This is a genomic window from Imperialibacter sp. EC-SDR9 (assembly GCF_902498805.1).
In the GTDB taxonomy this organism is placed as follows: domain Bacteria; phylum Bacteroidota; class Bacteroidia; order Cytophagales; family Cyclobacteriaceae; genus Imperialibacter.
Genome location: NZ_LR701588.1, coordinates 1 through 25,669 on the forward strand (window position 1 = coordinate 1; position 25,669 = coordinate 25,669).

Sequence of the window (25,669 nt, forward strand, 5' to 3'; positions counted from 1 at the left end):
CTAAAGTGGCACTGGCTCTTATTGAAAGAACACCTCACAAAAAGTCTAAGAGACAGAGAAGGTTTAAAGCAGGATTTGATCCAGTGTTCAGAGAAAAAGTCCTCAATCTTTAAATGCGTTTGCCCTGGGGGATTCCGTTCCACGTCGGCTGCGCTGCGAAGTGATAGCTGCTATGGTGGCTTTGTGCGGGCAGCGGCTGTTTTATGCAAAGCAAAAGCACAGCTTACCTCCCCACTCCAACGTCATGCCGATGGCGAGGCACGAGGGAGCCGACGCCGGAACGGCATCCCCTTGGGAATGCCAATAAGCCCTTCCAAAAACACTGCCAGACCGAGAGCATTAAAGAGGTTACTATCTGCGCTTCATGCAGATAGTAACCTCCTTTCATCGTGTTGGCCCACCTTTGGAGGTGATGGTGGCTATGGAAGCTGGTTATCCGGCAGTTACCTAAGAGGAATCGGAACACCGGTGTTCTATCCTTCCCCTACCTAAAAAATTCCTTGCCGCACCCTTGCAACAGCTTATCCCCTACCAGCAATCAGCCTATGCAGAGCAGCGCACCTTTTCCCTCTTTTAGGGTTGGCTGCCGCATTGATGGCGGAAACATCCCCATTAATAATAAATTCGAACTACAGCCCTCTACCAATCACTCTACCACCTGGAACGCCGCAGCCTTCAATTCCTGGCTCGATTTTGAAATACCATACTTTGCTGCTACCTCCCTCCATTTGCCTACCACACTCCTTACGTGCTTCATGATTTCCAGTGCTCTTGGCGCATCTAGGCGAAAGTAGGTATGAACCTCCATGGCAAGACCGAGCTCCAGTGCATTGTCGTATTCGGAGATATTTAATTTCAACCCAGTTCCACTTTCGTTCGGGTTGATGTCATAGGCGGGTGATAAATGCCAACCATCATTCGACAGCAGGAAACCATGGTTTCTCAGGTGATCGTCGGTATTAGAAACACAAATACTGAAGACGATCCTTCGCCATAGCTGAGGCAGGTCTTCCTCTACATTGGCACCATTGCTCATCAGAAAGTCTACTAATTCAAGATAACTAACGTCACTGGCCGCATCGGCGCCGTCGGTGTAGCCAAGCTGCGTCATCGCCGATGTGAAATGTATTCGCCTGCCATCGTTGGTTCGATCAAATCTTTTTGTGATGAATGTGTGGCAATCGCTGGTAAATTTTCTAGCCTGGCACTCAGCCATATGGACACCGGCTGCAACAGCAAGTTCGTAGGTGACCATTTCCCAGGCCCCCATATCGCCTTTATCGTTCTTGCTGGGGAATTTAGCAATCCACAGGTTGCTGTCAGCGTCCAAAACACTTGCTTTGGGGCGTGCCCCGCCTAACGACGACCCAGGGTTTACCAGCATGTTTAACCACTGCCGGTAGTCGGGGTGGTCGATGGCTCCCTCCTCTTCAAGTCTTAAGCTAATTTGTTCAAGCTCCCGAATGGACGTCCAGGGCGGACTTGCCTGACGTTCATCATTATTTAAAAACGGCCCGTCTGGTTCGATTTTGAACCTCAGTGCCCCCATTCTATGACCATCATAAACACCCAGCAGATAATCTGTTTCAAAAAGTTTGATGGGTTTTCGTTCTTGCCATCTCGCCTCCGCTGCCTCCCTTCGCTGCATGAGCACTCGCCCCCAGCGGTCCGGTGAGGAGTCCAGAAACAACCCAAAATTGAATTTACTATCATCATTCAGGTACTGAGGGCCCGGATAAAGTTGCAGATCGGGGTCAAGTGTTTGTGCGAAGCCTGATGACAACCAGGTCTTATCATACTCAAAGGAGAAAATTTCTTTTCCTCTTAGCATTTCTGACGTCAACATGCCCATTAGAATTGGGCCATTCACCTCTTGCCAGTCTGCAAAAACATATATTTCTCTTTTTGCCATGGCTATTTCTTCTTCGGTGCCCGTTCTTTTGTGGTTAATTGAGCATCCTGCAATTTTCTTCCCAAAAGGTCATCTTTTGCAAGGGTTAAAAAATCGGCTTCCAGTCCCAGTACCTTCAATACATTCAGGTAGTGTCCGATACTCACGGAAGGCCTTCCTTGTTCTATAGAAATCAGTGTATTTCTTCCGATTCCTGCACGCTCTGCCACCATTTCTCCACTGAGCTTGCGTCTCAGTCTGGCCAGCTTTATTTGTTCACCGACGGTTTCAAGAATTCGACGTGTTTTAGGAAGTAAAATAGCGCTCTTCTTATCCATAATGTTTAATATAATGAACAAATATATCTATTTTAGTTTAATAAATTAAACATTAAAATCTGACGAGTGAATACGTGGGTTGACCAGTACTACAACCAGGGCACCGGCCCGAAAGGTAAAGCTCAACGTGGGGGCCAGCCTGCAGCTGTGGCGCAGTCGAACGGCAAGGTGCCGCATGAACAAGAAAGTGAATAATGCTTGTATACGGAAAAGAGGCACTGGGAACGGTGCCTTTTTTTGTGGGGAAAGGGGGTGGTTCCGGCGTGTGAGACACACTCCGGAAACGGGGGTGTGAGACACGCTCCGGAACGACCTGGGAGAAGCACTCCGGAACGGGACGTGAGGATGGCGGCAGAGAAGACTGCAAAAGTTTGCTCCAATAGCCCCATTCATTTTTGCAGAAATTGGAATTAAATTGGCGGATAATGGAGACGGGTATAAGTATACCCTACTATATTGAGACATCGACTCGTAGTGTTGGGCTGATACAATTTTTCAGGGTCGCTTAATTCAGTTACCAGGTAGCCTTTTTGTAAATGAAAATCACAAAAAACAACAGCAGAAGAGACCATCTCTTTTACCCGTCACTTGCCATACTCATAAGTGCAACTGGATTTGCCGGATTCTCTTTCACTTATTTCGGTCCTATTATTGGCGGATCGTACCCACCGTCCGGCATTGTCTTGCATCTGCATGGTTGGTGCTTTTTCCTCTGGTATCTGCTGTTTCCCGTTCAGGCGATATTGATTGCGAGAAGAAAAGGCGCTCTGCACATGAGATTGGGCCGGCTCAGTATTGTTTTAGCCATATTGATGGTACTAACGGGCGTTGTTGTACTTACCGTGCGTGTCGATGACGCCATGCGCAACGGAGCACCACAAATCTGGCTGCTTTATGGGCCACTGATACTTTCCAACCTGGTTCTTTTCGTAGGCTTCTATTCGGCAGGTATATACATGGCTATTAAGCACCGTTTTCAGTCCCACAAGCGGTTGATTATTGTTGCCAGCTCAATCGCCCTCGGCGCTGGTTTCTTTCGCCTTATCCTTTTCCTGAGCGGCTTCCATCCGCTGTCACTGCCGGTTGGTGTGCTGGCCTGTAGTTTGTTCATCATCATCGGGATCATCTATGACTGGGCCACACAAAAGTTTGTGCACCCTGTGTACTGGATAGGTCTCGTTGGGATGCTTGTGGTGGAAGTATCTCTGTTGCCTGAAGTGAATGGAGAGTTTGTTGCCTGGATAAACGAGGGGCTTGCCCCGATAGGCAAATACCTTAGCTTTTTTTATCCCGCTAACCCAACCGTTGGATCTTAAGCCTGGCAAAACCTGGCTACCGTCAGTAAAATGTGCGTTGCTTCGAGTGAGGGATGGTATCCCTTGCCACCAATCGTAGCTATTTCCTTCTACGTCGGCTGCCCTACGAAACGGATTAAAGGGGACACCATCTGCGCCCGAGATTAAAGAGGTTACCATCTGAGCTTCCGCAGAGAGTAACCTCTTTAATTCGAAACCTCTTTAATTCACCGATCACCTAAATCTCCTTTCCACATTCCCGCCAATTGAGTAGACTTATGCTTACAACCTAAGCCAAACAGATGAACTCAATTGTTTCCAAATGCCTGACCGGCGTAGCCGCCTGTCTGCTCCTCCCCCTCCTATCATTTAGCCAGGTCGATTCAAAGGTCTTCGACGACCTGTCGTACCGCTTCATTGGCCCTGAGGGCAACCGGGCCATTGCCATTGTGGGCGAGCCAGGCAATCCCATGGTCAACTACATCGGCGCTGCCTCGGGCGGTATTTGGAAAACGGAAGATGGCGGCGTGTCGTGGGATCCTATCTTCGACGACCAGAACGTTTCCTCCATCGGCTCTCTGGCCCTGGCTCCTTCTGAGCCCTCTACCGTGTGGGCCGGCACCGGCGAAACTTTCCTGATCCGTCCGGCGCACTCCATCGGCAACGGCATCTACAAATCGACCGACGCCGGCAAGTCGTGGACGAACATGGGGCTGGCAAAAACAGCCCGCATTGGCAGGGTGATCGTGCATCCTACCAATCCGGACATTGTATACGCAGCATCATTAGGCCATACCTACGGCCCGCAGCAGGAACGGGGCATTTACCGCACCAAAGACGGTGGCAAGACGTGGTCGAAAGTGCTGTTTGTAGATGAAAACACGGGAGCCGCAGACCTGAGCATGGATCCTACTAACCCCAACGTACTCTATGCAGCCATGTGGTCGATCCATATCAACACCTGGGGCCTCAACAGCGGAGGCGCTGGCGGCGGTATCTACAAATCCACCGACGGTGGAGATACCTGGAAGCCCATGACCGAGAAGGGTTTGCCTGGCGGGAAAAATCATCCGGTTGGCAAGGTAGCTGTTGCTGTAGCGCCCAGCAACCCCAACAAAGTATACGCCGTGTTCGAAGACAAAAGCCCTGCGCTGTACAGCACAGAAAATGCCGGTGAAAGCTGGACGCTGGTGAGCAACCACCACGACATGGCGGAGCGGGCACCCTACTACACCCGCATAGCGGTTTCTCCCGCTAATGAAAATGAAATCTACTTCCTGAGCGTTCGCTTCTCGCAGTCGCTGGATGGAGGCAAAACGCTGGAGAAGCGCCCTCCCCGTGGTGGTGGCGACAACCACGATATGTGGATTGACCCTACCAATGCCGACCGCATGATGGTGGCCCACGATGGTTGTGCCAGCATCAGCCTGAACCATGGCAAGACCTTCCAGCGGGTGGTGCTGCCCATTGCGCAGATGTACCACGTGGCTGTGGACAACAACGCTCCCTATTTCGTTTATGGCAACCGGCAGGACGGCTACTCCTACCGTGGCCCGAGCAACAGCTTGCAAGGCTATATTCCGCTCGGCTTGTGGCAGGGCGTGGGCGGCTGCGAAAGCGGGTTCGCCAAGCCTGATCCGCTCGACAATAATATCATTTGGTCGGGCTGTTACGATGGCGGGCTGCAGCGCTTCGACATGCGCACAGGCCATGCCAGGGAAGTGAGGGTGTGGCCGGAAGCTGGCTATGGCTGGAAGCCCGCCGACCTGAAGTACCGCTGGCACTGGAACTTCCCGCTGAGCTTCTCTCCGCATACGCCGCACCGGGTGTACGTAGGCAGCCAGTATGTGCACCAGTCCGACGACGGCGGCCAAAGCTGGCAGCTCATCAGCCCCGACCTTACGCTGAACGACAAAACCCACCAGCAAAACTCCGGCGGCATTGCCATCGACAACCTGATGACGTTTGATGGCGCTACGCTATTTGCCGTGGAAGAATCACCCCTTCAAAAAGGCCTGATTTGGACAGGCAGCAACGACGGACAAGTGCAGCTGACCCAGGACGGCGGCAAAACCTGGACAAACGTCAGCAAGAACATTCCGGTGGCGCCCTGGGGTACTATCTCGAACATCGAGCCTTCCCGCTACAACGCAGGAACGGCTTACATCACCATCGACCTGCACCAGATGGCCGACTTTGACCCGTACATTTTCAAAACGGCCGACTATGGCAAGACCTGGAAGAAGATCAGCGACGGCATTCCTAAGTCTATCCTGAGTTTTGCGCACGTGGTGAGGGAAGACCCGAAGAAGCAGGGGCTGCTGTTTGCCGGCACCGACAATGGCGTGTACTACTCACCGAACGATGGTGCCACCTGGCTGCCGTTGCAAAACAACCTACCTCCTGCGCCTGTGTACTGGCTGGCCATTCAGGAAAACTTCGACGACCTGGTGGTGGCCACCTACGGCCGTGGGTATTATATCATGGACGACATCTCCCCTATCCGGCAGTTTTCCGAAGAGGTGCAGGCGACAGCCGTGCATGCGTTTGACTTGCGCAATGCCTATCGCTTTCAGGAGAAAGAAGCCATCAAAACCGATGGGCCTAGCTTGAACTCAGGCCAAAACCCTGCCTATGGTGTGGGTGTGAACTACTACCTGAAGGACTCTGTGGAACAGCCAGTAGTGATCGCCATCCTCAACGAGCAGCAGGAGGTGATTCGCACCCTGAAAGGTAAGCAAGCAGCGGGCGTTAACCGTACCATGTGGGACCTGCGCTACGAGCCCACTTTTAAGCCCAAGCTCAGGACGAAGCCAGAAGGCCGCCCCTGGGTGGAAATGAACGGCGAAGGCTGGCGACCGCTGGTGACCTGGGATTTGGACCTCTGGGGTGGTCAGCTTGGCCCACGAGTGGCGCCAGGCCAATACTTTGTGAAGATAAAGGTAGGCGACACGGAAATTACCAAAACCGTCGATGTGCTGAAAGATCCCTCCACGGAAGGCACCCAGCAGGAAATAGAAGAGCAGGTGGCGTTTTCGCTGCAGCTGCGTGACGCTCTGAACACCGTGGTGGAAATGATTGACCGGGTGGAGTGGATCAGGAAGGAGCTGGAGGAGATGATCCCCACGATCAAAAATGCCAAGCTCCAGAAAGAGCTGATGGCGGTGCAGGGCCAGGCCACTGCCATTGCGGGTCAGCTCTACGACATCCACATGACAGGCGCTCGTGAGGACGCCTTCCGCACGCCGATGCAGCTCTACGGCAGACTGTCTGCGCTGGCCAGCGACATCACGGCCAAGGGAGTGGACTTTAAGCCCACCAACCAACAGGCCGAGGTAAAAGGCGTGCTGAACGATCGCATGGTGCGGGTACAAACAGAATTCCAAACCCTGCTAGACAAGCAAGTGACCCAACTCAACGACAAGCTGATGAATGAGAATGCGAAGATTGATATTGAGGGGAAGAAGTGAATTGGAGAATAAGATGGGGGCAGAAGGCCGCATTTGCCCTCGCAACAACCACGGCATAAGCAGATTCGCCCTCGCCAAACCAGCGTCATGCCGATTCCGAGGAACGAGGGAGCCGACGTGGAACGGCATCCCCATGATGATGGCAGTGAGCCGACTAAAAAACACTGCCAGGTCAGGGAGATCTCTCACTTCGTGTCGAGATGACGATGTCTTTGGTGGCTTTAGCTGTTAAGCAGCCTTTTAGAGCAGAAGTGCATGCACATCTGCCCTCTCCACACCAACGTCAAACCGATGGCGACGAAGGAGCGAATGACGGCATGTTATGCAGGCCTTATCTGTGCAGCGACTGCCGGTCAGCCATTAAATTTTGATCGGATCCCTTTCCAGACCTTCTCAATTTTATAGTTTCTGTAGTAACCAAAGTATCCAAAATAGAAAACATTGATCATCCACTGCGGCATGCCTGGCAGCGTGTAGTACCCGGCGGGGTAAGATTTTAATCCCAGCCTTGAGAGGTATTCTTCAATTTTCATTTTTCCGTGGTGCTTGATACGCCCGCTGGTGATGTGGCCAATCAGTCCTGTGTCATTCTCTGGATCGAGAATGACCTCATATTTATTGTTTGGTATTGGAAACACTGACATGTACCCCCGACTCCCCTGCTCCTCTCTCACCTGCTCATACGCCCGAAGGTATTTTTCCTTATCCGAAAAATTTCTCACCCAATGCTGCTTAATTGCCATCATTTGGCTCCAATGCTGAAGCGCTTTTCTGGAAAGAGTCCGATGAGCAATCATAAACCCGGTATGAATGTTTAGTTTTCTTTTGGGATGTTGCTCGTCAGGGAATCGGTTGACCCTGAACTTAACTCCCTCGGCGTCCCAGCCTGAAGCAGCAAAATGCAGCAAGTCAGCCAGCCCCTCCTCTCTCAGAAAGATAGCGTCTGCATCTATGTAGATAAGTATGTCTATTTCCGGCTCATCGATCAGATTGAATACCTCTGCCTTCAGCGACTTCGCCTTCGGTCGCTTCATGGGCGAAATAAACCTTGGCACCCAAACAGGCACTCCTGCTACACTTTGTTTTAAGAAGCCGACTGGAGAATCTATTTTCCTGGAGAAGCTCTCTACGGCTATCAACTCGATATTGTCCGAGCCTGCATTTTTCCTAATGCCATTGATATCGTGGCAGCCAGGCGAATCTGTAATCAAAAACGACGGCCCGGTGTATTTTGCTATTCTGTACAGCGACTCAAGACACGCTTCTGCCTTGCAGGTTCGGGAAAATGGGCCAGTGGCAATGGTTACAAAAGCTATATTATTCATTTGGAGGCCGACAGTGCAAAAAGGTTATGACTTCAAATATGTCAAAGATCGGTCACTTTACTTGGGTTAACCGATATAATATGCTTTAAAATGATCTGTATGGCGAATAAGCTCCTCATACCCCATTCACGAACTGAGAGAGGCACTGAAGGCGGTGCCGTTTTTTATGGAGTCGATTCCGGGTGTGAAGACGCACCCTGAAACTGGGTGTGAGGGCGGCGGTGAAGGAGATTACAAAAGTTTGCCCCAACAGCCAAAGCTGGTAACCGAATCGTAGCAAGCAACCGCAGCGTACCTGGACTGTCCAGCAAAACTTTTGTAGTCTGTGTAGATCAGACCACGTCGGCTTTGCTTCGAAACGCATTAAAGAGGTTACTATTTGTGGAGGCGCAGATAGTAACCTCTTTAATTGCTTCTGTAGATAGTGTTTCTTTAAGCACGTCAGCTCCTAAAGGAAATGACGGCGTGGTATGGAGGCATTAGCTGTAAGTAAGCTTATTACTTGTCGTCCAGCTTTCTCAGCGCTGCAATATTACTCGCCTCATGCAGCTTCAAAACCTCCTCATCAGTCAGCGCCCTATCAAACACTGCCAGGCCACCAAAGTAGCCAATGGTGGCTTCTCCTAGCATGGAGCCTACAGCGTACCGTGCTCCCACTGTGAAGTCGGAGCCACCGCCAGGTTTGGTCTCGGAATGGATTTCAGGGTCGTAGCAGAAAATGCCTCGCCCGTGGTAGTAGGGGTTCATCCCTCTGTTGCCGCCACCAGGACCTTCCTGCATGAAATAGGGATCATCTCTTTTATCATTAACAGGATCGGGCGCTCTCTCATCAAGCACCCCATCGATATAAGCTTTGATAAACTCACCGTCATAGGTAAAGGCCAGCGTACACCAGCGTTCTTCCGGCACTTCCTGTTTGGTAGCGGCATAGTCGGCACACCAGGGGAACTTTGTGCTGTCGGCACGCATGGTGACGCCGCCCTCGGCAGAAATATGCGGTACGAGTTGCCTGGGGCCCCCATAGGTAGGCATGTTCATGAGCATGGCATACTGGCGGGTGCCTGTGTCGTCGTCCTTTCCTTTGCCTTCACTCCACATGCCTGCGATGGTGCGGCTTTGCTTGAGGTCGTAAATCTTCACCACAGCGAACATCGATACCTGCGCATCGGGCCCGCAAATGTTCAGGTCGCCGGTTTCCTGGTAAGGAATGCTCATGTATTGCTTGCCGTTCAGGTAGGCAGAGTAGCCTGAGAATGGGCCAACATCAGCCCGGGCAATGGGCCCGCCTACTTCCGACAGCGAATGTTGCTGGCTTCCGCCCAGGGATTCCCTCTGCTGCCCGGCCTCTTCACCAAAAGTCCAGAACGCTACGAGGTCGGGAGTGTTGAGAAATGCAGAGGTGTCGCCAACGGGGCCGTTTGTGCAGCCAAAGAGTACCAAACTGAGGACAAAAGCGGCAGGTATTTTTGTGAGCATATTGTGATAGAGTTTTTTTAAAGGTTGTTTTTTCTGTAAAATAGCACGCACCGGATACAAATCCCAGAAAACCACCAAACATGGGCTCCTGAATCAATCCTATACCGCAAAGCGATATCACATTTTAAAGTTTGCAAGTCTTTTTATAGATTACCTTCCACTGCATTGGCCATCCCGGTAAACTATCATCCGGATGATCGATTCGGTGGCAAACTGCTTACCACACCCATACCTGCTCCACGGAATGAGCCCACTCGTAATAGTACTTATTGGCATCGCTATCGTCCTCTTCTGCATCATTGTCTTGCGTTTGCACGCCTTGCTCTCTCTCCTTCTGGCAGCCCTTGTCACCGGCATCCTCACTTCTCAGGACCAAATTTACGACTACGCCATTCATAGCAACATGAGCGATACCAGCGCACTGGCACTATCCGTGCAAACCATCGGCAGCCGCCTCTCCAATGCCTTTGGCAATACGGTAGGCAAAATCGGCATCCTTATTCTGCTGGCCTCCATTATCGGTGCCGCCCTCATGAAAAGCGGCGGCGCTGAGCGCATTATCCGCAGTCTTATGAATGTCATTGGACAGAAAAATGCTTCGATGGCTTTTCTTTCGGGAAGTTTTGTCCTGGGGATTCCTGTTTTTTTCGACACCGTCTTTTACCTGATGATTCCGCTTGTGAAGTCGATGGGCATTCGAAATCCGAAGCAGTTCAGCCTTTACCTGATGTGTGCCATTGCAGGTGGCGTAATGGCCCATTCGCTGGTGCCTCCCACGCCAGGGCCGCTGTATGTGGCAAAAGAACTGGGTGTGGACATTGGCGTGATGATGATCGCCGGTCTGACCATCGGCGCTATTACTGTCATCTGCGGCTACTTGTATGCTTTGTGGGCCAACAAAAAATGGGACTTGCCTATGAGGAGCACGGCAGATATGCCTGTGGAGGATTTGAAGGCGACGTCAGAAATTGAGGGCAAGAATCTACCAGGGTTGGCCATATCGTTGCTGCCTATCCTGCTACCTATTTTACTCATCACAGGCAATACCTTCCTCGGAATGACGATTGATCCGGACGCTGAAGGCACCAGCGAATTTCAGCTTTTCCTGCTACACACATTCAAAATCATCGGCGACAGCAACATCGCCCTGTTCATTTCTGCTACCATAGCGCTGTCTTTGATGTGGGTGAGGCTAAAAGATGCCAAGCTGTTTCAAAAAAATGTCTCAGAGTCTCTGATGAGTGCTGGCATGATCATTTTGATTACCAGCGCTGGCGGCACCTTTGGCCAGATGCTACAGCAAACAGGCATTGGCGTACAAATCGGTGAGCTGGCAGGAGGCTCTCAAGCTGCTATTTTGCCTCTGGCTTTTCTCATCGCCGTGGTGGTAAGAACTGCGCAAGGCTCGGCCACCGTTGCCATGGTAACTGCCGTGGGAGTTATGAATGGATTTGGCAGTGCACATGGGTTCGGGTTTCATCCGGTGTACCTGGCCATTGTGATTGGCTGCGGCTCAAAAATATTCCCATGGATGAACGATAGTGCCTTTTGGATCATTACTAAAATGGCAGGCATGCAAGAGAAAGAAACTATCCGGTTTTTCTCCTATTTGCTGACCGTCATGGGCTTGGCCGGTTTTGTGGCCGTCATGGTTCTGTCTTACTTTTTCCCATTCGCCTGACAATGAGTGTATCAGATAATATAGTCATCAAAACGAGCCCCACCGACAATGTGGGCATTGTGTCAAGCCCCTCTGGTTTGGAGAAGGGAACTCCTTTGCCCGAAGGAATCGTGACTACCCAAAGCATTCCCATGGGTCACAAAGTAGCCTTGGAGAATATCAGTACTGGCGATCCGGTGATCCGGTATGGGCAGGAGATCGGCTATGCAAAGTCGCTTCTACTGGCTGGAAGCTGGGTGAATGAGACGAATATTGAGATGCCAAAGCCACCAGACCTGGACGATATTCATTTCTCACCGCACCCGGTGCCAAAAGTGGAGCCATTGACAGGTTATACTTTTCAGGGATTCAAAAACGCAGACGGCACTGTGGGTACCAAAAATGTGCTGGGCATCACCATCAGTGTGCAGTGTGTGGCCGGTATGACCAACTACATCACCAGCAAAATCAAAAAAGAGTTGCTTCCTCTCTACCCCAACGTAGACGATGTAGTCACTTTCAATCACAACTACGGCTGCGGCATTGCCATCGACGCTCCGTCAGCTATGATTCCGATACGAACCATCAGGCATATTGCCCAAAACCCCAACTTTGGCGATGAGGTAATGGTGGTGGGGCTGGGCTGCGAAAAGCTGAGACCTGAGCGACTGCTACCCGACAATGATAACAATAGCTCTGTGCTCTACCTGCAGGACGAGGCATTCACCGGCTTTGAAGAAATGGTGGACGGCATCATGGACATGGCGGAAAAGCACCTGAAGAAACTAAACCAACGTAAGCGGGGAACATGCCCTGCTTCTGACCTCGTTGTTGGCATGCAGTGCGGCGGCAGCGACGCTTTCTCAGGCCTGACCGGCAATCCGGCGGCAGGCTTTGCCTCCGACCTCATTGTAAGGGCCGGGGGAACGGTGATGTTCTCGGAAGTCACAGAAGTACGTGACGCCATTCACCTGCTGGTGCCCAGGGCGGTGAACGAAGAGGTAGCCGCAGCGCTGAAGAAAGAAATGAAGTGGTACGACGACTACCTGCGGGCCGGGCAGGCAGATCGCAGCGCTAATACCTCGCCCGGCAACAAGCGAGGCGGGCTGAGCAATATCGTGGAAAAGGCACTCGGCTCTATTGCCAAATCTGGCACCAGCCCCATAGTGGACGTCGTGGCACCGGGAGAAAAGATCAGGACAAAAGGACTAAATTTTGTGGCCACACCCGCCAGCGACTTCGTTTGCGGCACTTTGCAACTGGCAGCAGGCATGAACATGCACGTATTTATTACCGGCCGGGGCACGCCTTACGGTTTGTCGATGGTGCCGGTAATCAAGGTGAGCTCCAACTCCAGGCTCAACGACCGATGGTTCGACCTGATCGATTTTAATGCTGGCCCAATTGCCTTCGGCGAAAAGAGTATTGAGGAAATGGGCTGGGAGCTTTTCCACCTGATCCTCGACGTGGCCAGTGGCACCAAAAAAGTATCGACAGACAAGCTGGGATTATACAATGATCTGGTACTCTTTAACCCCGGGCCTCTGACATAAACAATGCTGAAAGAAATTATTATAGTGATCCTGAATCTTAAAACTTAGAAGCGCCCATTATGGTGGGCGGGCGAAAAATGGCGGCAGGTTGCGGGATAAATGGCCTGTGCGTTAATTTTTCGTTGACTTTTGCTTACTTTTTGTCAAGAAAAAGTAAGAGCCTATCCGGCTTGAGGACAAAAAGGTGTATTAACTAAAATGTCTAATCTGATTCTATAAATCCAAAATCTAACAAATCTATTTCCATACACGTCATACCTATGTCACTAACCCTCACTCAAATAAAAGCCTCCCTTGAACACGGCCTCCTCTCCTTCCCTATCACCGATATGGATGAAAAAGGCCAGTTCAACCCCACCACCTACGCCTCCCGCCTCGACTGGTTTGTGACGCACAAGGTGTCGTCCATCTTCGTAGCCGGCGGCACGGGCGAGTTCTTCTCCCTGTCGGAGCAGGAGTATAAAAAAATCGTTGAAGTAACCGCCGAAACGGTGCAGGCAAGGGTGCCGATGATCTCCAGTGTTGGTCGCAGCATTCCGGAGGCAATCGCCTTCGCCAAAATAGCGGAAAAAGCAGGCATGAGTGCCTTGTTGCTGATGCCTCCCTACCTCACTGAGTGCCCCAAAGACGGTACTTATGAGTACGCCAAGGCCATTATGGACAACACCAGTCTCCCTGTCATCTATTACAACCGGGCCAACGGGGTGCTTTCCGCCGACTATATCCAAAAGCTGGCCGACAACTGCGATAACTTTATCGGGTTAAAAGATGGCACAGGCAACATGCAGGAGCTAAACGACACCATCAAATCAGTAGGCAGCCGCTTGTCGTATATTGGGGGCGTTCCCACAGCGGAGATCATTGCCGAGGCCTACCTATCGATTGGAGTCAATACCTACTCATCGGCTGTTTTCAACTTTGTACCTGAGCTGGCCAATCTCTTTTACAAAAGTCTGCGAGCGGGTGACAAAGAAACAGTTGCCAAAATCACGAGGGAATTCTACATTCCATTCGTAAGGCTCCGGTCGAAAAAGAACGGCTATGCAGTGAGCCTGATCAAAGCAGGTGCAAGGCTCATCGGCCGAAGTGCCGGAGAGGTGAGAGCACCGCTGGTCATGCCGAACGTTGACGAAGTAAAGACGCTTGAGAACATCATTAAAAGTTCGGCTCACCTTTCAGCATAACCCCTGAAAAGACACAAAAGAATGAACAAAAACATCGTCTTCGCTCTTAGCTTCGTATTCAGCTTCATCTGGTCGGTTAGTCAGGCGCAAACGGAAGTATTGTACAAGCAAGTCGATACCACCAGGCTATACCTGGAGCTACTCACTCCGCCTGGCTTCACCACCTCAAAAACTTACCCAGCCATGGTTTTCTTCTTTGGCGGCGGATGGAAAAGTGGCAACAGATACCATCTCGAAAATCAGGCGAAGTATTTGGCGAAAAGGGGCATGGTCTGTTTTTTGGCCGACTATAGAACAGAAAACAAAAATGGCACTACGCCATTTGAAGCACTAAAAGACGCCAAATCGGCCATGAGGTTTGTGAGGAAAAATGCCAGTCGATTTAGCATAGACCCGAACAAAATAGTCGCTGGCGGGGGCTCAGCCGGGGGGCATTTGGCAGCAGCAACTGCTTTGACCGATAAAGACAAATACAATGAAGATTCCGATGATTTGTCTGTCAGCTGTGTGCCGAATGCGCTGGTGCTTTACAATCCTGTGATTGACAGCGGGCCCGGTGCCTATGGCTATGTGAGAGTGAAGGAGCAATACAAAGATTTCTCCCCCTTGCACAACATCAAGGAAGGAGCGCCTCCTACTATTTTTCTATTGGGCACCAACGACAACCTTGTGCCAGTTGTAACTGCTGAGTACTTCAAAATGGCCATGGAAAAAATGGGGAACACCTGTGAGTTGATTTTGTACGAAGGTCAGGGACACGGCTTTTTCAACTACACGAATTTTGAATATTATAAAAAGACCCTGGAAGCAAGCGACGTTTTTTTGCAGTCGCTGGGATATCTAGATTCGGAACCAACTGTGGTCATCGAGTAGGCATCAACCGCCAATAGCAAATCGGCCATCCTTTGCAATAGGCGACGTCCATTGGAGATTGCCATTGACCGCCACCGTAAAAGCACGTGGATTTAGACGTTTAAAGAGCTACTTTCAACAAGTTTTCAACTACCTCTATGAAAAATATAAACGCAGCTATCGTAAAAGGATTCCTTACCCTCGTTGTCTTTTTGCTCATACAACTTACTTTCCCCACTCAGGCGAATGCCCAATATGCAGGCAATGAGAATGACATCGTCAAAAATCGTAAGGGCCAGCTAGTGATAAAGGCCAAGCCAGGCGACAAAGTCACCGTAGAGCAGCTAAGCCACGACTTCTGGTTTGGGGCAGCCATTGGCAACGGTATAGCAGGCGGGTGGTCGGAAGCTGACAAAAAAATCTACAAAGAGAAGTTTCTGGAAAACTTCAACTCGGCAGTCACCGAAAATGCTGTGAAGTGGCTCAGCATGGAGCGGGAGAAGGGCCAGGTTAACTATGCGACTATCGACACGATTCTAAGCTTCACCGAAGCAAACAACATCCCCTTGAGGGCACACAATCTTTTCTGGGGTATTGAGAAATTTGTGCAGCCATGGGTTAAAGAAATGGATGATGCCACGCTGAGGCAAACGCTTCAGACAAGAGCAGAAACCGTGACTGCTAAGTACAAAGGCCGTTTTGTGGAATACGACCTTAATAATGAAATGATCCACGGTAACTACTACGAAGACCGCCTGGGGCCTGAGATCACCAAACAGATGGCACAATGGGCCCGCAATGGCGACCCTGACATCAAGCTCTTTTTGAACGATTATGACATCCTTACCGGCAAGCGACTGGATGACTACATGGCACAAATTCGCTTCCTGTTGAAGCAGGGAGTGCCTCTTGCCGGCATTGGTGTGCAGGGGCATCTGCATACCGACACTTTTGACCGGGTGGAGCTGAAGCGGTGCCTGGATTCGCTTGCTGTTTTCAATTTACCCATCCGGGTCACTGAATTCAATATGCCGGGGCAACGGTCTCAGTATTTAAGCGACAACCCTCCGACAATGACGCCAGCCAAGGAACTGCAAAGAGCCAAAGAGATGGCCGACTACTACCGGATCTGTTTTGCTCACCCGGCAGTTGAGGCCATACTGATGTGGGGATTCTGGGAAGGTAATAACTGGATCAAAGCCTCCTCGCTTTACAAACGTGACTGGTCGCCTACCCCAGCGCTTGAAGCCTATCAAAACCTGATTTTTAAGGAGTGGTGGACAAAAGGGGCAGGAGTAGCCAACAAAAAAGGAGAATATGTCGTTTCTGCTTTCTATGGTAAATACAAAATAACCATCAACGGCGTACCAAAGGAGGTGAACTTTACTAGACAATAGGACCAATGGCTCCTTTTAAAAGAAAGCCCTGGCAATAGATCGATTGAAACTCGCTTACTTTGACGCATTCTAAGCGAACGACTGAATGATCTATTTCTTGCATATTGGTTTTGACGGCAGCAACTACCACGGCTGGCAATGGCAGCCCCGGGCCACCAGTGTACAGGAAACGATAGAAAAAGCCCTGCATAAGATTTTCAAAGCCCCTGTGACTGTGTATGGTTGCGGGCGCACCGACAGTGGCGTGCATGCCAGTCAGTACATGATGCATATCGACATTGAGCACGACGTTGACTTCGATCTGAAGTTTCGCCTCAACAAAAACCTGCCGGAAGACATTACAGTGTATGAGGTGCTGGAAATGGAAGAGGGTCAGCACTGTAGGTATGACGCAAACTCCAGAACCTACGATTACTTTATCCATTTGTACGAAGACCCGGTGCTGCACAAGTACAGCTCGTGCTACAACAGATTGCGTGATCTGGACTATGAGTCGATGAAAAAGGCTGCGGCCATACTGCCCCTTTACAGCGATTTCAAACCTGTTTGCAAACGGCCCGACGACTACAAGCACACACATTGCAAGGTAACCGAAGCTAAGCTGTACGTTAGTCATGATGGACAACGCATGCGATTCACCATCACTGCCGATCGATTTCTCAGGAGCATGGTACGGCTTTTGGTCGCCTATCTGCTGAAAATAGGCACCAGGAAGTTGAGCTTCGAAGAGTTTGAAAATATCCTGAAAAACACAATTGTTGTGCCTAACATGATTCTCGCAATGCCCAATGGCCTTTACTTGTCTAGGGTAGAGTACCCCTATTTGAAGATCGAGCCAAAAGAAGACTTTAGTAGTTTTTTGAAGGTGGGATTGAGTGATTGAGATTGGGTGCCAAGGGCCAATTTCATTGTCGTGGCGTTTTAGTTCGTATCGGTCTGGTTCCTAGCGAGAAGCTAAATGGCGACAAATGGACTTCCCGACCCAAAGTAAATGGCCTGCCTTGAATCAAGTTCTAAATAGAGAACGTCTAAGTATTTTTTCGTATTTTTGAGCAATAAGTCAGATTATGAAGTTAAGGCTAAGAGGTAACAGCATAAGGCTCCGTCTGGAGCAACATGAAATCGACGAATTGATTGACAAAGGTGAGGTATCCGAAAAGCTTCCCTTCTCCGATCACCAATCGTTTGGCTACACCCTGGCCACCAACAAAAACGGTGAATTCAAGGCGGTTTTTTCAGGCGCTATCATTAAGATTGAGGTGCCTCTTGGCCTGGCCAAAAGCTGGTCTGAGTCTGACGAAGAGGGCATTTATCAAACACTCAATGCCAATACCGCCTTCGAAATAAAGCTCGCTGTAGAAAAGGATTTTCAGTGCTTGCACAAGCGGCCCGAAGAAGATGAGACCGACCTTTTCCCTAATCCCAGGGCTAATGATTAGGCCTGTAAAGCCTTCTTGACCAACGCAGAGACACCGTCCGGCAATTCCATCGAAAGCGCCCACTGGTGGCATCTTTCAGACATTTTACCCCACGTCTTTTGTAGAATATCAATTACTTTGGCTTCCTCATGCTGGGCAGCAAAGTCTTCAGCATAGTACTTAAGAAACACCAGGCACACCACATCCTCCAGCGTAGCCACTTCCCCCTCCTGCTTCACACCTTTTTTAATAATCAGGTTCCTCACGATATCAATGTCGGTTTGTGGGAATCCTCTTTTTTCCATGATGCCCGACAACTGATCGGCATGGTACAGCTTAAGCTTGTTTCTCCACTTCAGGTAGCCGGGCCTGTCCATCGGAAAGCTGTTTCTCGGACTGTTCCAACGGCCAATGTGCTGGCCTCTTGCTGCTATTTGCAACTGCGCTCTAGCGTGAGGGGCAAACAAGTGCAGCATTTCAGTCATTCGTACACTGTAGAGTAACTCCGTAGGATATGGCTTGCCATCGACCTCTACAAGCCTTGGGTCTTCATTGTTTACGCTGTCGATGTCGGCCAGCGCAAGGTTCAGTCTTTCTTCTTCTGAAATCATGTTCATTGTATCTCGGCAGCGGCCAACTGAGATTTTATCAATTGCAAAGCACTCGCCACCACTTTACCTACAACAATGATAGCAGGAGTTTCAATTCCCTGCACCATCGATTCCTTATAAATAGAACTGGCGGGCGCAAAAAGCTTCCTTTCATCCTGCTGGCTACCCTTGCTTATCACTGCCATGACTTCAGAATGACCTCTGTGTGTAGAAACCAGCTGCGCTATTTCGTTCAGCTTGCTCACTCCCATTAGAATGATCACGGTGCCTTTGCCAGCCACAGCCCAGTCCAACTCTTCAGTCAGGCTTCCGTCGCTTGCTGTGGCAGTCACTATTGTAATCCCTGCATTCACGCCTCTTACAGACAACGGAATGCCTGCCAAAGGAGCAACGGCGAAAGCACTGCTGATACCTGGCACATAAGAAGTTTCTACACCGTGTTTCATAGCATAATCCATCTCTTCAAAGCCCCGGCCAAACACAAACGGGTCACCTCCTTTGAGCCGCACCACCGTTCCGTGCTTTCTGGCGTATCGCACAATCATCTTATTAATATAGTACTGCTGCACATGGTGGAGTCCCTTTCGCTTGCCCACAAAAACATGCTGTGCGTTTGGTGCATACTCCGTGAGCAATTCTTCATTGGCCAGGGCATCATACAATACAACATCAGCCGACTGGAGTGCCTTGGTTGCCTTTATGGTAATTAGCTCAATATCGCCTGGGCCAGCGCCTACCAGAATGAGCTTGGGAGTCTTTTTGTTGCCTGAAACCATGTTTTTCAAAGTTTTGATATTTTTTACGTAGTAAAACTAGCATTACTTAATTTAATTTAAGTATTTTTACGTAATTAATTTACGTAATTATGATAAACGTACTTGTAATTGGGAATGGCATGGTGGGCTACAAGTTTTGCGAAAAGCTTGTCAGCAAAGCCCCTGGAGCCTTCAAAATCACGGTTTTTGGCGAAGAGCCAAGTCCTGCCTACGACAGGGTTCATTTAAGTGAGTACTTCGCTCACAAGTCAGTAGAGCCTCTACTAATGGCACCAAGGCAGTGGTATGAGGAGAATGCGATAGAACTTATTACCAGTGAAATGGTGGTCGGCATCAACAGAGAAGCCAAAAGCATCACCACACACAAAGGGAGGACTTTCAACTACGACAAGCTCGTACTAGCCACTGGCTCCACTCCTTTCGTGCCACCTATTGAAGGTTCCAATAAATCGGGCGTTTTTGTCTACCGGACAGTAGAAGACCTGGATGCCATGGAAACCTACAGCAAAAACGCCAAGACTTCAGCTGTATTAGGCGGTGGGTTGCTTGGGCTTGAAGCTGCCAAAGCAGCCATGGACATGGGACTGGAGGCGCATGTGATAGAGTTTGCTCCCAGGTTGATGCCGAGGCAATTGGATGAGGCTGGATCCAATATGCTCCAATCCACACTGGAGTCAATGGGCCTTCATATCCATTTAAGCAAATCCACTGCAAGCATCGACGGCGATGAAGCGATGACATCCGTAACCTTCACTGACGGAACTCCGCTTGAGGCTGAAATGCTCATCATTTCCTGCGGTATACGGCCGAGAGACGAACTGGCCAACGAATCAGGGCTTGAAAAAGGAGAAAGAGGCGGTATCAAAATCAATGAGTCAGCGCTGACCAGTGACTCCGATATATATGCCATTGGCGAAGTGGCTTCCTACAAAGGCATGACCTACGGACTGGTGGCTCCTGGCTACGATATGGCAACGGTAGCTGTCGAGCACCTGACAGGCGCTGATACAAAAGGCTTTGCTGGTGCGGATATGTCAACCAAGTTAAAGTTGATCGGTGTGGACGTCGCCAGCTTTGGCGATGCCCTCGACGAGGGAAATCAATACAAGTCCATCGTGTTTGAAGACAAGAACGCAGGCATCTACAAGCGGGTCAACATTTCCAAAGATGGAAAGAAACTCATGGGAGGCATTCTGGTGGGCGACGCCAGCAACTACAACATGCTGTTTCAGATGATGTTGAACGGAATGGCCCTGCCACCACATCCCGAAGACCTGGTAATAGACACCAGTCGTCAGGGTTCATCTGCTGGAAACACTGTGGATATGCTACCTGAAGGCGCTCAGATCTGCTCTTGCGAAAATGTGACTAAGGGAGCGCTGGTTCAGGCGATTGAAGGCGACGGTGTAGAGCAATTTGCGGCATTAAAAACCTGTACGAAGGCGGGTACCGGATGCGGTGCTTGCAGCCCTATGGTCAACGATATATTGACCGCCACGCTTAAAAAAATGGGTAAAAAGGTGAGAAAGGTGCTTTGCGAGCACTTTGACTACACAAGGCAGGAGCTCTTCGATTTGGTGAAACTCAACAATATCCATTCCTTCGACCAGCTGATCAATGATTATGGCAAAGGACATGGCTGCGAAACCTGCAAACCTGCCGTTGCTTCTATACTGGCAAGCGCCTGGAATGGCCTCATCCTCAAGCAGGACACCATTCAGGATACCAACGACCGTTTTCTGGCCAACATCCAAAAGGGAGGTACTTACTCAGTCATTCCAAGAATACCTGGCGGAGAGATCACGCCAGAAAAGCTCATTATCATCGGTGAGGTGGCCAAAAAATATGACCTCTATGCCAAAATAACAGGAGGGCAACGCATCGACTTGCTTGGTGCAAGAATTGACCAGCTACCCGACATCTGGGAGGAGCTGGTCGACGCTGGCTTCGAAAGTGGCCACGCTTACGGCAAAGCCCTACGCACCGTGAAAAGCTGCGTAGGCAGTTCATGGTGCCGTTATGGCCTGCATGATTCTGTGAGCTTTGCCATCAGAATTGAAGAAAGGTACAAAGGCCTCAGAGCACCACACAAAATAAAAAGTGCCGTATCGGGCTGCCGGCGGGAATGCGCTGAAGCGTTGAGTAAAGACTTTGGCATCATTGCCACTGAAAAAGGCTGGAACCTGTATGTAGGCGGCAATGGTGGCGCCAATCCCCAGCATGCTGTGCTGCTCGCCGGAGACATTGATGAAGAAACATGTATTGCCTATATCGACAGATTCCTGATGTTTTACATCAAAACGGCCGAGCCGCTTAATCGCACAGCCACATGGATGAACAAGCTGGCAGGAGGCCTGGACTACCTGAAGCAAGTGGTGGTGGAAGACTCCCTGGGCATGGGCAAACAGCTGGAAGCCGAAATGCAATTGCTGGTGGAAGCCTATGCCTGTGAGTGGAAAGAAGTGGTAAACAATCCGGCTTTGAGAGCCCGGTTCAAACACTTTGTGAATAGCCCCGAAGCAGATCCGTCACTTAAATTTGACAAGCAAAGAGCTCAGAAAGTACCCGCAGGGTGGTAGCCACTTGTCCTGCAAGCCAACATCATAAAAACGACAAACAAATGACTGCAAACCAACATACTTCCCAAACACTGACCGACACTGTTAACTGGCACCTGGCCGCCAGGGTTGAGGACTTCCCTGAAAACGGAGGGGCCTGCGTATACGTTGAAGGCAAACAGATCGCCGTTTTCAATTTTTCCGCCAGAAATGAGTGGTACGCATGCCAGAATATGTGCCCACATAAGCAGCAAATGATCCTGAGCCGTGGAATGATCGGCTCGCAGGCAGAAGAGCCCAAAGTGGCCTGTCCCTTCCATAAAAAAACCTTCTCGCTGTTAACGGGCAAAAGCCTCAATGGCGATACCTGCGACATCGACACCTATCCAATCCGGGTGGAGGAAGGCGTTGTTTACATAGGTTTGTCCTAAATTAGGGCAGCAGTTGTCGATTCCATGAACCAAAAGCACGTAAGATCCAAATTTGAGAGGTTAGGTAGGTTCTACATTCTGGCGCTATCCGGTATAGCTGCGATCATTATCATTAGTCAGGTGCTTATTCAGAACTTCATCGCAAGCCAGCAGGATGATTCTCACGTGATCAACGTGGCAGGCAGGCAACGGATGCTGAGCCAGCGGATAGCAAAAGCGGCGCTGCTGATTTCCCAATCGGAGAGCCTGGAGGAGATGCAACAGTATGCCGGCGAATTGAAAAACGTGGTTGATCTTTGGGAAACCTCGCACAATGGTTTGTTGAAAGGCGATACCACAGCTGGTCTCAAGGGGGAAAACAGTCGGCAAATTGAAGCGATGTTTGAAACAATTACCCCTTACTACATCACTATTGTCGAAAATTCCAGAGCCCTGATAGCCAAAGTGGCTTCCCGCTCCACTTTTGATGAGCCACTCCAGGTTGCAATAAACGAACTCACCGGCACTATCCTCAGGAACGAAGGGCCATTCCTTGCCGCCATGGACGACATCGTGTTTCAGTATGACAAGGAAGCAGGGGCCAGGGTTGATAAACTAAGCGTTACCGAGCTCATATTGGTGGCCATCTCCCTCTCCATTATAATCCTTGAGTTCATTTTCATCTTTCAGCCCACTGCCAGAAACGTCAACCAAACCATTAAAAACCTCGCAGAGTCGGAGCTGTCCTCCAATCGGATGGCGCACGAAATCAACAGGCTTTATGTGGAGCTGGGCAAGTCATATCAAGACCTGGAAGCCATAAAGGTAGAGCCCAAAAGCTATGCAGTACTCTGCAAAACCAGAGACGACGGTGCCATTTACTGGACATCGGAGTTTATGCGGGAAAAGTTTGTTGACGAAACCACCAAATTACCCGAGTCGCTTTTCGATTTTTTCAGGCAGGACGGACACCAGAGAGATGCCATAGAAGGTGTAAAAAAACTTCTGAGTGAGGGAAAAACCTGGACGGGAGAAATGAAATTTACTGAAGTATCGGGAGACTTCCTCTGGCTTGACTTAACCATTACTCCTACCACCAACCGCACTGGCAGCAATGAACTAATGGTGGTTGGCAGAGACATCACCGATGTGAAGGAAGCGCAAATGATGGCCCGGGAGCTCAACCGTGAAAAAATTGAGAAGAGCGTGAACGAGCTTCGCTACAGGTCGGTGCTGATACTTGAAGGTCAGGAGGAAGAACGCAGCCGACTTGCCAAAGAGCTTCACGACGGTATCGGGCAAATGCTCACCGCCATGAAGATGAACCTGGATTCCGTTTCATTGACCGGAGCCAGCCACAACAGACAGCGGCTAGATGACATCAAGCATTTCCTCAACAGCGTGATGAAAGAGGTTCGCCGTGTGTCCTTCAATCTGGCACCCAGCAGCCTGAGCGACTTTGGCTTGGTGCCAGCCGTGCGAAAGTTTTGTACTGAGGTCAACAAGGTATCCGAAATTGAGGTTGAGTTCGTAGACAAAACGCAGTTCATCAATAGGTTAGAGAACAATATTGAGATGAACATCTACCGGATTGTACAAGAAGGTGTGAATAATGCCATTAAATATTCGGGAGCTAAAAAAATAACGATAACTTTCTCCCATAATCCGAGTCAGCTCACTATAAGTATAGTTGACGACGGCAAAGGGTTCGATTACAAACAACTGGAGGAAACCGGCCACTTTACGGAATCGGGGCATGGCATTTTCAACATGAAAGAAAGAGCCGCTTTTGTAGATGCTGATTTCCAGATTGAATCCGAAAAGGGAACGGGAACACATATCGCTATAACAGTACCTATATAAACTATGCCTGCTATCAGAGTAGTCCTTGCCGATGACCATGAAATTGTAAGGAACGGCATTAAAATATTATTGGAAAGTGAAGGAGATTTGGAGGTAGTGGGTGAAGCCTCCGACGGGCAGGAAGCGCTGGATAAATGCAAAAGCAAGCAGCCCGACATTTTGATTGTGGACATCAACATGCCAAAAATGAATGGAATCGAAACCATTCGCCAGCTCAAAGCCTACTCACCCTCCACCAAAGCCCTGGTACTTTCCATGCATGAAGATGAGGAGTATATCCTTCAATCCGTAGAAATGGGCGCCACTGGGTATTTACTTAAAGGCTCCAACAAGCAAGAGTTTCTCAAAGCCATTCATACGGTTCAAAAAGGAGAAAAATACTTCACTGGTGATATCTCCAATATTTTGGTGCAGCACTACCTCAACCTGAGAAACAAAACCGCTGCCACGCCTACGCCACAAGAAACCGGGGACAATGCCCTGACAAAGCGGGAAAAGGAAATTTTAAGCCTGATCTACAAAGGCGAAAGCAACAAAGACATAGCTGAAAAGCTCGACAAAAGCGTCCGAACCATTGAAACCCACCGTTTCAACATCATGAAAAAGCTCGATGCCAATAACCTGGCCGAACTTCTACGTAAAATTGACGGAGATACCTCTCTGAAACAGGCTTTGGAGTTGAACCAATAGTCTGGTGGCCTGGTTATTTTCTGGAGCCATGCAAGCTCAACCTTTTCTTGAATAGCTGACCCATACTGGTTTAGCTTTGAGGAAAGGTCAAAATTATTCGTATTTTTAATAAACTTCTGCAAGAATATGAGCACCAAGACAATATCTGTAGATTTCCCCTCTGATATCTTACTTGCACTCAACGAGAGTGAAAACGACCTTAAAAAAGATATAAAAATCTCTTTAGCTATCAGGTTATATTCATTGCAAAAACTGACTATAGGAAAAGCATCGCAGTTAGCAGGGGTATCAAGGCTGGCATTTGAAACCCTCCTTTCTGAAAACAATATCCCTATTTCAACTCTTACGATTGAAGATGTAATGGGTGACAGTCAAAAACTTCAATAGCAATGAAGAATGGCCTTGTAATTGCTGATTCCGGGCCGATTTTCTCCCTGGCACTTGCCAACAAGCTTCATGTACTAGACGCCTTATTCGACGATGTCAAAATACCCCAAGCCGTATGGGCTGAGATTTGTCTGGACAAAACCACATCTTTCTACAGTAGGATCTACGACTACTTTAAGGCTAGGGTGCAGAAGGTGAAAGGCTTCAATGAGCTAACCGTTGTAATGGATTTTGGTGAGTCGGAGGCTGTGATGCTGTACAAGGAACTAGAAGCTGACTTTCTACTGCTCGACGATAAAAAAGCCAGAAATATAGCTGAGAATTTTGGAATGAAATGCGTCGGAACCATTGGCATACTATCCTTAGCGAAGGACAAGGGGCTGATTGAAGAATTAAGACCAATATTCGAAACATTTCTACTCAATAAAAGATACTATTCTATTGAGCTTTTGAACACTGTCCTCATTCAAAAAGGTGAAAACAGCCTTGACGGGATTTAAGGCGGCTATTGTTAG

The 25,669-nt window shown here is 49.6% G+C and carries 22 protein-coding genes; 16 read left to right on the forward strand and 6 right to left on the reverse strand.

Going from position 1 to position 25,669, the window contains the following annotated elements:
- Positions 1-646 precede the first annotated feature (646 nt).
- Positions 647-1,912, reverse strand: a complete 1,266-nt coding sequence (locus GC130_RS15725) for a type II toxin-antitoxin system HipA family toxin (protein WP_151999293.1) — start codon at positions 1,910-1,912, stop codon at positions 647-649.
- Between the two features lie 2 nt (positions 1,913-1,914).
- Positions 1,915-2,229: a helix-turn-helix domain-containing protein gene (locus GC130_RS15730; RefSeq protein ID WP_151999294.1), complete on the reverse strand. Its 315-nt coding sequence runs from the start codon at positions 2,227-2,229 to the stop codon at positions 1,915-1,917.
- Between the two features lie 66 nt (positions 2,230-2,295).
- Between GC130_RS15730 and GC130_RS29085 the strand changes: the two genes are divergently transcribed.
- From GC130_RS29085 to GC130_RS15740, 3 genes are all read left to right on the forward strand, one after another.
- On the forward strand, positions 2,296-2,424 hold the full coding sequence (locus GC130_RS29085) for a hypothetical protein (protein WP_255471522.1): 129 nt from the start codon (positions 2,296-2,298) through the stop codon (positions 2,422-2,424).
- 341 nt (positions 2,425-2,765) lie between these two features.
- Positions 2,766-3,545, forward strand: a complete 780-nt coding sequence (locus GC130_RS15735) for a hypothetical protein (RefSeq protein ID WP_151999295.1) — start codon at positions 2,766-2,768, stop codon at positions 3,543-3,545.
- Between the two features lie 281 nt (positions 3,546-3,826).
- A complete protein-coding gene (locus GC130_RS15740) occupies positions 3,827-6,994 on the forward strand; it encodes a glycosyl hydrolase (RefSeq protein WP_151999296.1) in 3,168 nt (1,055 codons plus the stop codon).
- Between the two features lie 353 nt (positions 6,995-7,347).
- On the opposite strand, the gene GC130_RS15745 is transcribed toward GC130_RS15740, so the two are convergent.
- Positions 7,348-8,319, reverse strand: a complete 972-nt coding sequence (locus GC130_RS15745) for a hypothetical protein (RefSeq protein WP_151999297.1) — start codon at positions 8,317-8,319, stop codon at positions 7,348-7,350.
- A gap of 498 nt (positions 8,320-8,817) precedes the next feature.
- On the reverse strand, positions 8,818-9,795 hold the full coding sequence (locus GC130_RS15750; RefSeq protein ID WP_193217879.1) for a hypothetical protein: 978 nt from the start codon (positions 9,793-9,795) through the stop codon (positions 8,818-8,820).
- Between the two features lie 244 nt (positions 9,796-10,039).
- Between GC130_RS15750 and GC130_RS15755 the strand changes: the two genes are divergently transcribed.
- From GC130_RS15755 to GC130_RS15785, 7 genes are all read left to right on the forward strand, one after another.
- Complete coding sequence (locus GC130_RS15755; protein WP_193217880.1) at positions 10,040-11,476, forward strand: GntP family permease; 1,437 nt, start codon at positions 10,040-10,042, stop codon at positions 11,474-11,476.
- 2 nt (positions 11,477-11,478) lie between these two features.
- Positions 11,479-13,008: a galactarate dehydratase gene (gene garD, locus GC130_RS15760; RefSeq protein WP_151999299.1), complete on the forward strand. Its 1,530-nt coding sequence runs from the start codon at positions 11,479-11,481 to the stop codon at positions 13,006-13,008.
- A 260-nt stretch (positions 13,009-13,268) separates the two neighbouring features.
- Positions 13,269-14,192 carry a 5-dehydro-4-deoxyglucarate dehydratase gene (locus GC130_RS15765; protein WP_151999300.1) on the forward strand — a complete coding sequence of 308 codons (924 nt, stop codon included), beginning with the start codon at positions 13,269-13,271 and terminating at the stop codon, positions 14,190-14,192.
- Positions 14,193-14,213: 21 nt separating this feature from the next.
- Positions 14,214-15,065 carry an alpha/beta hydrolase gene (locus tag GC130_RS15770; RefSeq protein WP_151999301.1) on the forward strand — a complete coding sequence of 284 codons (852 nt, stop codon included), beginning with the start codon at positions 14,214-14,216 and terminating at the stop codon, positions 15,063-15,065.
- A gap of 137 nt (positions 15,066-15,202) precedes the next feature.
- Positions 15,203-16,441: an endo-1,4-beta-xylanase gene (locus tag GC130_RS15775; protein WP_151999302.1), complete on the forward strand. Its 1,239-nt coding sequence runs from the start codon at positions 15,203-15,205 to the stop codon at positions 16,439-16,441.
- Between the two features lie 85 nt (positions 16,442-16,526).
- Entirely contained in the window at positions 16,527-17,324 is a 798-nt protein-coding gene (truA, locus tag GC130_RS15780; RefSeq protein WP_151999303.1) for a tRNA pseudouridine(38-40) synthase TruA, read from the forward strand.
- A gap of 184 nt (positions 17,325-17,508) precedes the next feature.
- Positions 17,509-17,880 carry a hypothetical protein gene (locus GC130_RS15785; protein ID WP_151999304.1) on the forward strand — a complete coding sequence of 124 codons (372 nt, stop codon included), beginning with the start codon at positions 17,509-17,511 and terminating at the stop codon, positions 17,878-17,880.
- Here GC130_RS15785 and GC130_RS15790 read toward each other — a convergent pair.
- On the reverse strand, positions 17,877-18,476 hold the full coding sequence (locus tag GC130_RS15790) for a DUF4202 domain-containing protein (RefSeq protein WP_226940517.1): 600 nt from the start codon (positions 18,474-18,476) through the stop codon (positions 17,877-17,879). The two genes, GC130_RS15785 and GC130_RS15790, sit on opposite strands and share 4 nt — an antisense overlap.
- Positions 18,473-19,246 carry a uroporphyrinogen-III C-methyltransferase gene (gene cobA, locus GC130_RS15795; protein WP_151999409.1) on the reverse strand — a complete coding sequence of 258 codons (774 nt, stop codon included), beginning with the start codon at positions 19,244-19,246 and terminating at the stop codon, positions 18,473-18,475. Before cobA ends, GC130_RS15790 begins: the two co-directional genes overlap by 4 nt.
- 89 nt (positions 19,247-19,335) lie before the next feature.
- Here cobA and nirB point away from each other — a divergent pair, with 89 nt between their 5' ends.
- The 6 genes from nirB (at position 19,336) to GC130_RS15825 (ending at position 25,654) form a co-directional block, all read left to right on the forward strand.
- The gene (gene nirB / locus GC130_RS15800; protein ID WP_151999305.1) at positions 19,336-21,825 is read left to right on the forward strand and encodes a nitrite reductase large subunit NirB; all 2,490 of its coding nucleotides are present in this window, start codon (positions 19,336-19,338) and stop codon (positions 21,823-21,825) included.
- Positions 21,826-21,866: 41 nt separating this feature from the next.
- The gene (gene nirD / locus GC130_RS15805; protein WP_151999306.1) at positions 21,867-22,235 is read left to right on the forward strand and encodes a nitrite reductase small subunit NirD; all 369 of its coding nucleotides are present in this window, start codon (positions 21,867-21,869) and stop codon (positions 22,233-22,235) included.
- A 24-nt stretch (positions 22,236-22,259) separates the two neighbouring features.
- Positions 22,260-24,077 (forward strand): type IV pili methyl-accepting chemotaxis transducer N-terminal domain-containing protein, encoded by a 1,818-nt coding sequence (locus GC130_RS15810; protein ID WP_151999307.1) that lies wholly within the window; start codon positions 22,260-22,262, stop codon positions 24,075-24,077.
- A gap of 3 nt (positions 24,078-24,080) precedes the next feature.
- On the forward strand, positions 24,081-24,767 hold the full coding sequence (locus GC130_RS15815) for a response regulator transcription factor (RefSeq protein ID WP_151999308.1): 687 nt from the start codon (positions 24,081-24,083) through the stop codon (positions 24,765-24,767).
- 126 nt (positions 24,768-24,893) lie between these two features.
- The gene (locus tag GC130_RS15820) at positions 24,894-25,154 is read left to right on the forward strand and encodes a UPF0175 family protein (protein ID WP_151999309.1); all 261 of its coding nucleotides are present in this window, start codon (positions 24,894-24,896) and stop codon (positions 25,152-25,154) included.
- Positions 25,155-25,156: 2 nt separating this feature from the next.
- On the forward strand, positions 25,157-25,654 hold the full coding sequence (locus GC130_RS15825; RefSeq protein WP_151999310.1) for a DUF3368 domain-containing protein: 498 nt from the start codon (positions 25,157-25,159) through the stop codon (positions 25,652-25,654).
- Positions 25,655-25,669 lie beyond the last annotated feature (15 nt).

Excerpts from the sequence above, each read along its gene's own strand:
- GC130_RS15725 (WP_151999293.1), bottom strand. The coding sequence starts at position 1,912 with ATGGCAAAAAGAGAAATATATGTTTTTGCAGACTGGCAAGAGGTGAAT.
- GC130_RS15730 (WP_151999294.1), bottom strand. The coding sequence starts at position 2,229 with ATGGATAAGAAGAGCGCTATTTTACTTCCTAAAACACGTCGAATTCTT.
- GC130_RS15735 (WP_151999295.1), top strand. The coding sequence starts at position 2,766 with ATGAAAATCACAAAAAACAACAGCAGAAGAGACCATCTCTTTTACCCG.
- GC130_RS15740 (WP_151999296.1), top strand. The coding sequence starts at position 3,827 with ATGAACTCAATTGTTTCCAAATGCCTGACCGGCGTAGCCGCCTGTCTG.
- GC130_RS15745 (WP_151999297.1), bottom strand. The coding sequence starts at position 8,319 with ATGAATAATATAGCTTTTGTAACCATTGCCACTGGCCCATTTTCCCGA.
- GC130_RS15750 (WP_193217879.1), bottom strand. The coding sequence starts at position 9,795 with ATGCTCACAAAAATACCTGCCGCTTTTGTCCTCAGTTTGGTACTCTTT.
- GC130_RS15755 (WP_193217880.1), top strand. The coding sequence starts at position 10,040 with ATGAGCCCACTCGTAATAGTACTTATTGGCATCGCTATCGTCCTCTTC.
- garD (WP_151999299.1), top strand. The coding sequence starts at position 11,479 with ATGAGTGTATCAGATAATATAGTCATCAAAACGAGCCCCACCGACAAT.
- GC130_RS15765 (WP_151999300.1), top strand. The coding sequence starts at position 13,269 with ATGTCACTAACCCTCACTCAAATAAAAGCCTCCCTTGAACACGGCCTC.
- GC130_RS15770 (WP_151999301.1), top strand. The coding sequence starts at position 14,214 with ATGAACAAAAACATCGTCTTCGCTCTTAGCTTCGTATTCAGCTTCATC.
- GC130_RS15775 (WP_151999302.1), top strand. The coding sequence starts at position 15,203 with ATGAAAAATATAAACGCAGCTATCGTAAAAGGATTCCTTACCCTCGTT.
- truA (WP_151999303.1), top strand. The coding sequence starts at position 16,527 with ATGATCTATTTCTTGCATATTGGTTTTGACGGCAGCAACTACCACGGC.
- GC130_RS15785 (WP_151999304.1), top strand. The coding sequence starts at position 17,509 with ATGAAGTTAAGGCTAAGAGGTAACAGCATAAGGCTCCGTCTGGAGCAA.
- GC130_RS15790 (WP_226940517.1), bottom strand. The coding sequence starts at position 18,476 with ATGAACATGATTTCAGAAGAAGAAAGACTGAACCTTGCGCTGGCCGAC.
- cobA (WP_151999409.1), bottom strand. The coding sequence starts at position 19,246 with ATGGTTTCAGGCAACAAAAAGACTCCCAAGCTCATTCTGGTAGGCGCT.
- nirB (WP_151999305.1), top strand. The coding sequence starts at position 19,336 with ATGATAAACGTACTTGTAATTGGGAATGGCATGGTGGGCTACAAGTTT.
- nirD (WP_151999306.1), top strand. The coding sequence starts at position 21,867 with ATGACTGCAAACCAACATACTTCCCAAACACTGACCGACACTGTTAAC.
- GC130_RS15810 (WP_151999307.1), top strand. The coding sequence starts at position 22,260 with ATGAACCAAAAGCACGTAAGATCCAAATTTGAGAGGTTAGGTAGGTTC.
- GC130_RS15815 (WP_151999308.1), top strand. The coding sequence starts at position 24,081 with ATGCCTGCTATCAGAGTAGTCCTTGCCGATGACCATGAAATTGTAAGG.
- GC130_RS15820 (WP_151999309.1), top strand. The coding sequence starts at position 24,894 with ATGAGCACCAAGACAATATCTGTAGATTTCCCCTCTGATATCTTACTT.
- GC130_RS15825 (WP_151999310.1), top strand. The coding sequence starts at position 25,157 with ATGAAGAATGGCCTTGTAATTGCTGATTCCGGGCCGATTTTCTCCCTG.